The sequence below is a fragment of the Blastomonas ursincola genome (assembly GCF_013607875.1).
GTDB classification, from domain to species: Bacteria; Pseudomonadota; Alphaproteobacteria; order Sphingomonadales; family Sphingomonadaceae; genus Blastomonas; species Blastomonas ursincola.
The window spans coordinates 410169-420414 of the sequence record NZ_VDES01000003.1 but is presented as its reverse complement, the minus strand read 5'-3'; the positions used below and the strand labels follow the sequence as shown (position 1 = coordinate 420414).

At 65.6% G+C, this 10246-nt stretch carries 7 protein-coding genes; 5 read left to right on the top strand and 2 right to left on the bottom strand.

What is annotated here, in order from left to right:
- Positions 1-5: 5 nt before the first annotated feature.
- Positions 6-2372, bottom strand: coding sequence for a coiled-coil domain-containing protein (locus FG486_RS15835; protein ID WP_181268236.1), 2367 nt, complete (start codon positions 2370-2372; stop codon positions 6-8).
- Between the two features lie 71 nt (positions 2373-2443).
- Here FG486_RS15835 and FG486_RS15830 point away from each other — a divergent pair, with 71 nt between their 5' ends.
- From FG486_RS15830 to FG486_RS15815, 4 genes are all read left to right on the top strand, one after another.
- Positions 2444-2761 carry an Hpt domain-containing protein gene (locus tag FG486_RS15830; RefSeq protein ID WP_066283144.1) on the top strand — a complete coding sequence of 106 codons (318 nt, stop codon included), beginning with the start codon at positions 2444-2446 and terminating at the stop codon, positions 2759-2761.
- Between the two features lie 96 nt (positions 2762-2857).
- Positions 2858-4057, top strand: coding sequence for a hypothetical protein (locus FG486_RS15825; protein WP_181268235.1), 1200 nt, complete (start codon positions 2858-2860; stop codon positions 4055-4057).
- A 72-nt stretch (positions 4058-4129) separates the two neighbouring features.
- A complete protein-coding gene (locus FG486_RS15820; protein WP_181268234.1) occupies positions 4130-5119 on the top strand; it encodes a hypothetical protein in 990 nt (329 codons plus the stop codon).
- Positions 5116-6492: a sensor histidine kinase gene (locus FG486_RS15815; protein ID WP_338401630.1), complete on the top strand. Its 1377-nt coding sequence runs from the start codon at positions 5116-5118 to the stop codon at positions 6490-6492. The genes FG486_RS15820 and FG486_RS15815 overlap by 4 nt, the downstream gene beginning before the upstream one ends.
- Before the next feature lie 27 nt (positions 6493-6519).
- On the opposite strand, the gene FG486_RS15810 is transcribed toward FG486_RS15815, so the two are convergent.
- On the bottom strand, positions 6520-6978 hold the full coding sequence (locus FG486_RS15810; RefSeq protein WP_181268233.1) for a hypothetical protein: 459 nt from the start codon (positions 6976-6978) through the stop codon (positions 6520-6522).
- Positions 6979-7169: 191 nt separating this feature from the next.
- On the opposite strand from FG486_RS15810, the gene uvrA reads away from it, so the two are divergent.
- Entirely contained in the window at positions 7170-10103 is a 2934-nt protein-coding gene (gene uvrA / locus FG486_RS15805; protein WP_181268232.1) for an excinuclease ABC subunit UvrA, read from the top strand.
- Positions 10104-10246: the final 143 nt, after the last annotated feature.

The following is a 10246-nucleotide window of genomic DNA, read 5'->3' as shown; positions in this document are numbered from 1 at the left end:
GGCGATCAGTTCCGCAGCCGCTCGATCGCCTGGGCCAGCGCGACATAGAGCTTGCCGGTTTCCGACGACAGCAGCGTGACCCCCATCACGCCGCCGTCGCGGGTCGACAGCACGGTGCGCAGCATGCTTTCGAAATCGTGGATATAGCGGTTCACCAGCTCGAAAAATTCGGGGTCGTTCTCATAGGCGGACGCGATGTCTTTCGCCTCGCCATTGTCGATCAGTCGCACTGCACGCCGCGTGAACACGCCGCGATCGCCGCGCAGATAGGCCGACCAGGCCGTATCGCTGACCTCGGCAGAGAGGATCTTGTCGACATCGATCGCGGTCGAATTGAGCGATTCGGTCAGCAGCGCCAGCCGCCGCGCGAAATCATTGTCGGTGCGCTCTTCGGCCAGTTCGCGCGCATCAGCAACCCGGCGCTCGAGATGGGTGGCAAGATCGTCGACCCGTGCCAGCTGATCCCTGAGGTGCAGGCTGGCATCGCTGGTAGCGCCGACCGCACGGTTGATCGCGCTCTCAAGCTTGCCGACCAGCTCTTCCGCCTTGCCGCGCAGCACCTTTTCGAGCGCTGCGGCACTGTCCTGACCCAGCTTGTCGGTCGCGCCTGCAATTGCGCGATCCATGGCCCTGCGCGCCTCGTCGGCAGCCGCCTGCGCCTCGCGATGGACATCGCGCATCGTCTCGACCAACTTGATCGCCGATGTCTCGTTAAGCTGGTCGATATCGTCGCGCGCCGCGCGCATCGCCGCGACAAGGGCGCCGATATCCTCGGCCCGCTCGCGCCATCCTGACTCGCTGCTGCCCGCCAGCCTGGCGATCTCCGCCGATTGTTCTGCGATGCGCTGCTCGAAATTGCCGAGGATCGAGCCCAGCCGGATCATCTCGTCATCGACCTGCGAAACATGCGCGCGCAGGCTGGCGACGCCCTGTTCGCTCGTGCCGGTCTTGCGATCGAGTTCCTCCAGGGCAGCGGGGATCGTCACTTCGGCCTGCCGCTCGATCGACTCGAGCAGCGTGCGCACGCGCTGCGACTTGCTATCGAAAATCTCGGCATGTCCGCTGCCTGCAGCCAGTTTCTCGGACAGGCTCGCAACATTGGCATCAAGCGCCGACAGGGCAAAGGCCAGACGCGCGAGCGCCTCGCTGCTCTGCTCGTCCATCGCCTGCAGGCGGCGCTCGGCATTGCCGATCTGCGCATCGGCGGCGGCAATGATCTGGCGGATCGTGGCTTCGCTCTCGCCGGCTGAAGTTGCCAGCGTGCCTAGCGTCAGCTCCAGATCCCCAGCAGCGGCACGCATGTCCTGGCGACTGCGCGCGGCGCGCTCGGCCATCGCTTCGGCCAGGGTAGCGAGCGAACGTTCGAGCTCCGTGACATGAGCCTGCAGCTGTTCCGTCTGGATCTCTGCCGTCCGATCGAGATTGCTGCGCGTGTTCGCCAGGCGGCTGGCGACGGTCTCGATCGCGCGGTCCATCTGCTCGCTTGCCTCGGCAACATGGCCGGTGAGCGCGGCACCGCTGGTCTCGACCGACTGGGCAAGCCTGGCCGTCGCGGCATGCGTTTCCTGCACCAGAGTGCCGATCTGGGCGCTGGCGGCCTGGCCGAATTCGTTCAGTTTCTGGAACGCGGCGATCATGCTTTCGACCTGGCCTTGCGCCGTGCGCCCGGCATTGCCGATCTGATTGGTCACATCCTTGGCTGAATTGGCGATGACCGGCAGGTGGTTGCGCAGCTTTTCCATATTGCCCTGTGCGGCTGCGCTGACCTCGCCGATCGCGCGCATTCCGGTGTCGCTGGCCTGGATGGTCGCGCGCAGTTCCTCGGCAAAGCTGCGCAGCCGGTCGCTCGAAACCCGCCCGAGCGACTCAAGCTCGAGGCTCTGATTGGCAAGGAACTCGCGCGCCAGCGACAGCTCGGCATTGACGTGTGCCAGCCGGGTTTCGAGCAGGCTGCTCTCCGCCCGCAACGACCCGGCAAGCTGCGCGAAACGGCGCGCTTCGCTGTGGCTGTTGCGCTGCATGACCAGATAGAGCGCGGCGATCAGTGCCACCGGCATTGCCCATTGTGCGATCGCCTGCATCGCCAGTTCGGGGGTCATCATCGCCAGCCACATCGGCAGCGACGCCCAGACGAACGCCGCCGTCCAGGCAACGCCCAGCGCCAGCGCGGCCCAGCCCCAGCGTCCGATCACCGGCGCGGCCGCAGGCACCTCCTCGTCGCTGGCCCAGGGCGCGTGCGAATCGCTCGGCTCTTCGGCTCCCGCACGCACCAAATTGGCCGGTGCCGCCATGTCCGGAACCGGCTCCTGCGCCGCAGGATTTTCCTCGCTGCGGCCATGCCGCAGGTCGATGATCTTCTTCCCCTCACCCATGCCGACATGCTTAACAGATTTTGCCCGGCCAGAAACTGAAAGTTAAGGCGGTTGGTCTATTCCGATGCCCCATGGCATATGAATCCGGAGCTTTGAACGCGGCGCTGGCCGCCGCTGTCGGCAGCGATCCCGATCTGGTCGCCGAGCTGCGCGGGGCCTTTATCGAGAGCGCCGCGCGGCAGATCGACCTTCTGGGCCGCGCGCGGTGTGACGCCAACTGGCATTTCGCGGCGCTTCGCCTCAAGAGCCTGGCCGCCAGTTTCGGTGTACAGGGCATTGTCGATCTTGCCGACCAGGCGCTCGAGGGCGCCCCGGGCGATCCCGTGGTCCTGCGCGAACTCGCCGCCGCGATGCGCGACTTCGGCGAGATACCTGCCGCCGACCTGTAAACTTGCGCATTGCATCCTCGGCTGCGCCGCAGCCGGTTGGCATCCCCGTGCCCAACCGATAAGAGGGCCGCTCCCGTTCATATGGAGCTCCATGACGTGCGTACCGCACTGATATCGCTGACCGAAACCGTGCCCGGCAGCACCGCACTGCGCGGTGCGCTGCCGCTGGCGCACGGGCGGCTGGCGATGCTGCATATCGATCTGGCGGTCCAGGCGGGCGCTGGCGAAATCCTGTGCCTCGTCGGCACGGTCGACGATCGCATCCGCGAAATCGAGGGCTATGCCGCTCAGCGCGGACTCGCGTTTCACCTGGTGCGATCGGTTGCCGATATCAGCGTGCGGCTCGCCAGCGAGGACGAGCTGCTGGTGATCGCGGATGGCCTGTATGTCGCTCCTGCCGACATGGACAGGCTCGCCCGCGAGACCGGCACGTTCGTCGCCAGTTTCGCCCCCGGTGACGGCGCACGCGTACTGATCGAACGGTTTGAGCGGATCGATATCAACCATGTCTGGGCGGGGCTCGCCTGCGTCCGCGCGCGTGACCTGGTCGAGGCGCGCGAACTTCCCGAAGATTGGAGCATCCAGTCGGCGCTGCTGCGCCTGGCGGTGCAGCGCGGCTATCGGCGTGAGGTGCTGCCGTTCTCTCTGGCCGAAGCCGGGCGGATCGCGATCGTGCGCGAAGCGGGAGAAGCCGAAATTCTCGCCCTGCAGGAGCTGGCCGGAGCATCGGGAGGGCTGGGCGGCAAGGTCGTCCAGACCGGCGCGATGGCCTCGCTGGCAAGGCGCGTCTGGTCGACCGGATGGAGCCGCCCGGCGCTCAGGCTCGCAGGCATCGGCCTGCCCGTGATCGGCATCGGTATGGCAGGCGCGGGATGGGGCATGGCGGCGCTCGCCATGCTCGTGACGGGGCGCGCGGCGGGCCATGTCGCCAACCGGCTGTTCGGGCGCTTTGTCGGCAGTCTGACAAGGCCTGTCGAACAGATCGCGCGCGACGTTGCGTTCGCGATCGCCTTCATCATCGTCACGGTGCTCAGCGTGGCTGCGTCGGACCGGCTGTCCGGCCTGTTCGCAGCGTTGCTGCTGCCGGGCCTTGCCACCGTGCTGAGCCGGGTGCCGGGACCGCTGCCGCAGCTCTGGCGCAGGCTTGCGGGATCACCCAGCCTGGTCGCCCTGGCGGCCATGGTTGCGTTGCCGCTCGGCCTGCTGATGCCGATGCTGATGCTGTGGAATCTCGCGCTGACGGGGCTTTTGCTGTGGCAGACGCACCGCGCGCCGCTTGCAGCGGACAAGGCCTGAACCCATATCGATGGCAGGGCGCTTATCCTTTCAACTAACAGCATTTTAACCAGCCATTGGTAGGGCAAGGCGATGAGTACCGACATGGCCCCCGCACGCCCGACCTTACGGGACGTAGGCGCGCTGCTGCGCCAGGCCGACGTTCAGGCCCGGCAGGCCATGGCGGTCCCCGCGTTGGTGCGCCATCAATTGCTCCCCGAACAGTCCCAGGCGCTGCGCGAGGACGACCTCAGCCTGACCGGCGGCTTTGTCGAATCGCTGGCCGTGCAGCTCGCCGAGGCACTCACCGGCTCGGCCGAGCTGGGTCCGGACATCGCGCGCCATGCGGTGCTGGCGCATGCCCCGACCACGCGGCTGCTGTTTGCCCGCGCCATCGAGGCGCGGCTGTGCCGCCAGTCCTCGCTGGTCGGCCATCGAACACCCGAATTGCCTCCACGTGTCGAAGCCCAAGTGGGCGATGCCCAGGACGAGCTTGCCGAAGCCGCGATGGCGCTGATCATCGCGCAGAGCCGGTTTCTGAGCCGCGCGCAGGCGTTCGCGATCGACACCGACGAGCTGCCCCCCGAGACGCTGCACGGCCTGGTGCGAAGCTGCCTCGCCTATCTGCAGGAACGCCCGGACAGCGACCCACTGGAGCTGAACCGGGCGGCTGCAGCATTTCTGCAAGGCTTTGACGAACGTCGCGGACGCCCGCACCGGCTGATGCGGTTCTGCCATCTGTTCGAACTGCCCCGCAGCGCAGAGGCCTGGTCGCTCGCCGAAAATGGCGCGAGCCTGACCGTCGCGATGCTCGAGCGGACGAGCGGGCTGCCTGCCGATCTTCTGTTCGACATGCTGCGCGATGCCGATCTCGCGCGGCTGGCCGTGGTCTTGCGCGCCTGTGGCCTGGAGACCGATGTCGCCGCCGGGCTGCTGCAGGGGCTGGCTGCCCTTGCCTCCTTGCGACCTGACGCCTTGCCGCCCGCCGCAGACCTGCGCGCGCTTGTTCCGGAGGATGCTGCCCGGCTTGTCGCAGGCTGGCGCAATCTCGATCCGCTGGCGCATCCGGGAGCCCTGTGGTGATCGCTCGCGCCAATCCTTCTGAGGCAGCCTCGGCAAGCGCCATGGCCGATCATCCGCACGTCGTGAAGATCGATCGCGACGGGCGGCTGTTGCATGCCGATGCCCGGGTGGCGGAGCTGCACCATGCGCTCGGTGGTGCAGAGGGCGAGGTTCTGGCCATTCCCGCGCTGCTCGATCTGGCACGCCACGCGATGCGCCTCGGCATGCGCCTGTCGCGACCGTTGACGATTGTAGGCCCGAAGGAGTCAGTCGACCTGTGGTGCGACTGCGAGCCGGGCGCGCAAGGGATCGATCTCCGGATCAGCCAGTGGCGAGAAAGACCGCTCCCCGAAGCCGAAACTGCCGCCCCACTGCCCATCTTCGTGCCTTCTTCCGAGACGAGCGTGGATATCCGCGTCGATCCGCTCGGCCGCATCCTGCATGTGCAGGATATGGTGATGCTGCCGGCTGACTGGGATGCCGAGCGCGTCACGTTGAAGCCCGTGGGCGCGCTGATCGCGACCGAGGATGGCGCGCCGCTCGTGCTGGCGGACTGCCACAACGGCGTGCGCGTCCGCCTGATCGGCGACCCCCGGTGCTGGACCCTGTATCGCACGCGCAGCGATGCCGGCGCCGGATGGAACCTGCTGCTGACCGAAGCGCCCGCCGCACCCGAGCCGCAAGCCGCCCCTTCCCCACCGCCGCTTTTCGATGGCGAACGCCTTGCGCATATGTTCGGCAGCCAGATCGGCCCGGCGCTGCGCCAGCCGATCGGACGGATCATTGCCAATGCGGAGACCATCGGCGGTCGGCTCGAGGGACCGTTGCGTTCGGATTATGCCGGCTATGCTGGCGATATTGCATCAGCCGGACGACACCTGCTGGCGCTGATCGACGATCTGGCGGAACTGGAAGCGATCGAAGCCAGCGGCTTCAGCGCTGCGAGCGAACCGGTCGATCTTGCCGATCTCGCCCGGCGCGCAGCGGGGCTTCTCGCGCTCAAGGCCGCCGACCGCTCGATCCGAATCGACAAGCCTGCCGAGGACGAGAGCCTGGCTGCGACCGGCGAGTTCCGGCGTGTGCTTCAGGTCCTGCTCAATCTGCTAGGCAATGCCATCAATTACGCGCCCGATGGATCGATGATCTGGCTGCGGCTCGACGAGGGCCCGGATTGGGCCAGCGTGACCGTTGCCGATCAGGGACCCGGGCTTTCGGAAGAGGATCAGCAGCGGCTGTTCAACAAATGGGAGCGGCTCGGCCGCAGCGGCGACGGCGGCAGTGGCCTCGGCCTGTACATCTCGCGGCGGCTAGCGCTCGCGATGCAGGGCGATCTGACAGTGGAAAGCGCGCCCGGCCAGGGGGCGCGCTTTACCCTGGTGTTACCGAAGATCTAGGGCGCGCGACACGAGCCGCACCCCGGTTCATTTGGGCATAACGGGCGCCTGTGCACAGCGCTTGCGGTCGCCAGCGTTGCAGGCGGCAACATCGGCTTCCCACTGCGCGTAGATGGCGTCGTAAAGCTTCTTCACCTCGGCATATTCGGACTCGGCGCGCGCACGCGAATCGACCGTGTTCTCGTAAAGCTTCATCTGGTTTTCATAGCTGGAGCGACGCGCCTCATAGTTGGCGAGATTGGCGGCATTCTGCGCGAGCTGTGCATTCGACGCTTGCACCTGTGCTGCATTGGCCGCTTCGCGCTCCGCCTGTTCCTCGGGCGTGCTCGGATTGCGGGTGACGGCCGACGGTTCCATGGATCCGTTATCGGGCTCAGCGGCGGCGGGGGCACTGGCCTGCTGTGCGGAAACGGGCATGGCGAGCGCCGAAGCAGTCAAAGCGATGGCCAGCGAGGCGCGGCTGAACGGGCGAAAAGTCATCATCATATTCCCTCAAGACAAAGTTGATCTCGATTAACACGGCTACGATCATCGCTCAAAGCGGTTCCATTCGTCGCATGTCGCTCCCTTGCAGCGTGCGTCCCGCAGCCCCATGTTCCGCCCGCGACCCGGCTCCTGCGCCGCAGCGTGCTTTCTCCCGCTTGCCAGCGGAACATCAATAGAACATAAGGCCGTCCATGCTCACTCACATTTCTGTGCGCGGCGCGCGCGAACACAATCTCAAGGGCGTGGACATCGATCTGCCGCGCGATCAGCTGATCGTGATCACCGGGCTTTCGGGCAGCGGCAAATCGAGCCTAGCGTTCGATACGATCTATGCCGAGGGCCAGCGGCGCTATGTCGAGTCACTCTCGGCCTATGCGCGCCAGTTCCTGGAGATGATGCAGAAGCCCGATGTCGAGCATATCGACGGCCTGAGCCCCGCGATCAGCATCGAGCAGAAGACGACCAGTCGCAATCCACGCTCGACCGTCGCGACGGTCACCGAGATCTACGATTACATGCGCCTGCTCTGGGCGCGCGTCGGCGTGCCCTATTCACCCGCGACCGGCCTGCCGATCACCGCGCAAACCGTCAGCATGATGGTCGACCGGGTGATGGCGCTGCCCGAGGGCACGCGTTTCTATCTGCTCGCGCCTGTGGTCCGCGGCCGCAAGGGCGAGTATCGCAAGGAACTGGCCGAATGGCAGAAGGCGGGCTTCACCCGCGTGCGCATTGACGGCGAGATGTACGAGATCGACGCCGCGCCCGCGCTCGACAAGAAATACAAGCATGACATCGAGGTCGTGGTCGACCGCATGGCGGTGCGCGAGGGCATCGAGACGCGGCTGGCGGACAGCTTCGAGACCGCGCTCAAGCTCGCCGATGGCCTGGCCTATGTCGATCTCGCGGATGGTACGGTGGCAGCGCTTGGCGAACCATCGGCGGTCGCCGCAGCCGATGCTGCGGCAGCAACGGACGAGAAGCCCAAAAAGGGAATGAAGAACGCCGGCATTCCCGACAACCGGATCATCTTTTCCGAACGCTTCGCCTGCCCGGTATCCGGCTTTACCATCGAGGCGATCGAGCCGCGGCTGTTCTCGTTCAACGCGCCGCAGGGCGCCTGCCCCGCCTGCGATGGCCTGGGCGAGAAGATGTATTTCGACCCACAGCTGGTCGTGCCCAACGAGGAGCTGAGCCTCAAGAAGGGCGCGATCGTGCCCTGGGCCAAGTCGAACCCGCCTTCGCCCTATTACATGCAGGTGCTCGCCAGCCTGGCGCGCGAATTCGGCTTCTCGCTCGACACGCCCTGGCAGGACCTGCCCGGCGAGGCGCGGCTGATCATCCTGCACGGCACGGCGGGCAAACCGGTGACCCTGCGCTTCCAGGACGGCCGCAAGAGCTATGAGGTCAAGAAGCCGTTCGAGGGCGTGATCGGCAATCTCAATCGCCGCATGCTCCAGACCGACAGCGCCTGGATGCGCGAGGAGCTGAGCAAGTACCAGACCGCGCAACCCTGCGAAGTCTGCGACGGCGCGCGCCTCAAGCCCGAAGCGCTTTCGGTCAAGGTGGCGGGCGAGGACATCTCGATCTCGACCCGCCGCTCGGTCGCCGATGCGCTGCATTTCTTCGAGACGCTGAACGAGAAGCTGGGACCGCAGCAGCAGCAGATTGCCAAGGCGATCCTCAAGGAAATCATCGAGCGCCTGGGCTTCCTCAACAATGTCGGACTCGATTATCTGAATCTCGACCGCACCTCGGGCACCTTATCCGGCGGAGAGTCGCAGCGAATCCGACTCGCCAGCCAGATCGGCAGCGGTCTTTCGGGCGTGCTCTATGTGCTCGATGAACCGAGCATCGGGCTGCACCAGAAGGACAATGACCGGCTGCTGGTGACATTGAAGCGCCTGCGCGATCTGGGCAATACCGTGATTGTCGTCGAGCATGACGAGGATGCGATCCGCACGGCCGATTATATCGTCGATCTCGGCCCCGGCGCGGGCGTGCATGGCGGCGAGGTGGTTGCCAAGGGCACCTTGCCCGAATTGCTCAAGGCGAAGGACTCGCTGACCGCGCAGTACCTTACCGGCGAGCGGCGGATCGAGGTGCCGAAGAAGCGCCGCAAGGGCAATGGCAAGAAGTTGACCGTGCACAATGCCCGCGCCAACAACCTGACAGGGGTGACGGCGTCGATCCCGCTCGGCACCTTCACCTGCATCACCGGGGTATCGGGATCGGGCAAGTCCAGTTTCACCATCGATACGCTGTTCGCGGGAGCTGCGCGGGCGCTGAATGGCGCACGGATCATCGCGGGGCCGCATGACAAGATCACCGGGCTCGAACATTGCGATAAGGTAATCGACATCGATCAGTCGCCGATCGGTCGCACCCCGCGATCGAACCCCGCGACCTATACCGGTGCGTTCACCAACATCCGCGACTGGTTTGCCGGGCTACCCGAAAGCCTTGCGCGCGGCTACAAGCCGGGCCGGTTCAGCTTCAACGTCAAGGGCGGTCGCTGCGAGAAATGCCAGGGCGATGGCGTCATCAAGATCGAGATGCACTTCCTGCCCGATGTGTATGTCACCTGCGAGGAATGCGGCGGAAAGCGCTATAATCGCGAAACTTTGGAGGTGAAGTTCAAGGGCTATAGCATCGCCGACGTGCTCGACATGACGGTGGAGGATGCGGTTGAGTTCTTCAAGGCTGTCCCGCCGATCCGCGACAAGATGGCGATGCTGTGGGAAGTGGGCCTCGGCTATGTCAAGGTCGGCCAGCAGGCGACCACCCTGTCCGGTGGCGAGGCGCAGCGCGTCAAGCTCGCCAAGGAACTGTCGCGCCGCTCGACCGGACAGACGCTGTATATCCTCGACGAGCCGACCACCGGGCTGCATTTCGAGGACGTGCGCAAGCTGCTCGAGGTGCTGCATCGCCTCGTTGAACAGGGCAACAGCGTGGTCGTGATCGAACACAATCTCGACGTCATCAAGACCGCAGACTGGATCATCGACATGGGCCCTGAAGGCGGGGTCAAGGGTGGTCAGGTTGTTGCCGAAGGCACCCCCGAACAGGTCGCCAAGGTCGCAGGCAGCTATACCGGCCAGTATCTGGCTCCGCTGCTCAAGCGATAAAGCCTCCGCGCGCCGAGCCCGCGGCACGGGTTCGGGCGCAATCGGGCGGCTCTTGGCAGTTTGCACATGTTCGCAATCTGGTGCTGGCGCACGCTTGTGAATGGCCCAGCCTTCCGCCATGACAAATTCCGCCATAACATGGA

Bases quoted from the DNA above. Each gene is read 5' to 3' on its own strand.
- FG486_RS15835 (WP_181268236.1), bottom strand. From the start codon at position 2,372: ATGGGTGAGGGGAAGAAGATCATCGACCTGCGGCATGGCCGCAGCGAG.
- FG486_RS15830 (WP_066283144.1), top strand. From the start codon at position 2,444: ATGGCATATGAATCCGGAGCTTTGAACGCGGCGCTGGCCGCCGCTGTC.
- FG486_RS15820 (WP_181268234.1), top strand. From the start codon at position 4,130: ATGAGTACCGACATGGCCCCCGCACGCCCGACCTTACGGGACGTAGGC.
- FG486_RS15810 (WP_181268233.1), bottom strand. From the start codon at position 6,978: ATGATGATGACTTTTCGCCCGTTCAGCCGCGCCTCGCTGGCCATCGCT.
- uvrA (WP_181268232.1), top strand. From the start codon at position 7,170: ATGCTCACTCACATTTCTGTGCGCGGCGCGCGCGAACACAATCTCAAG.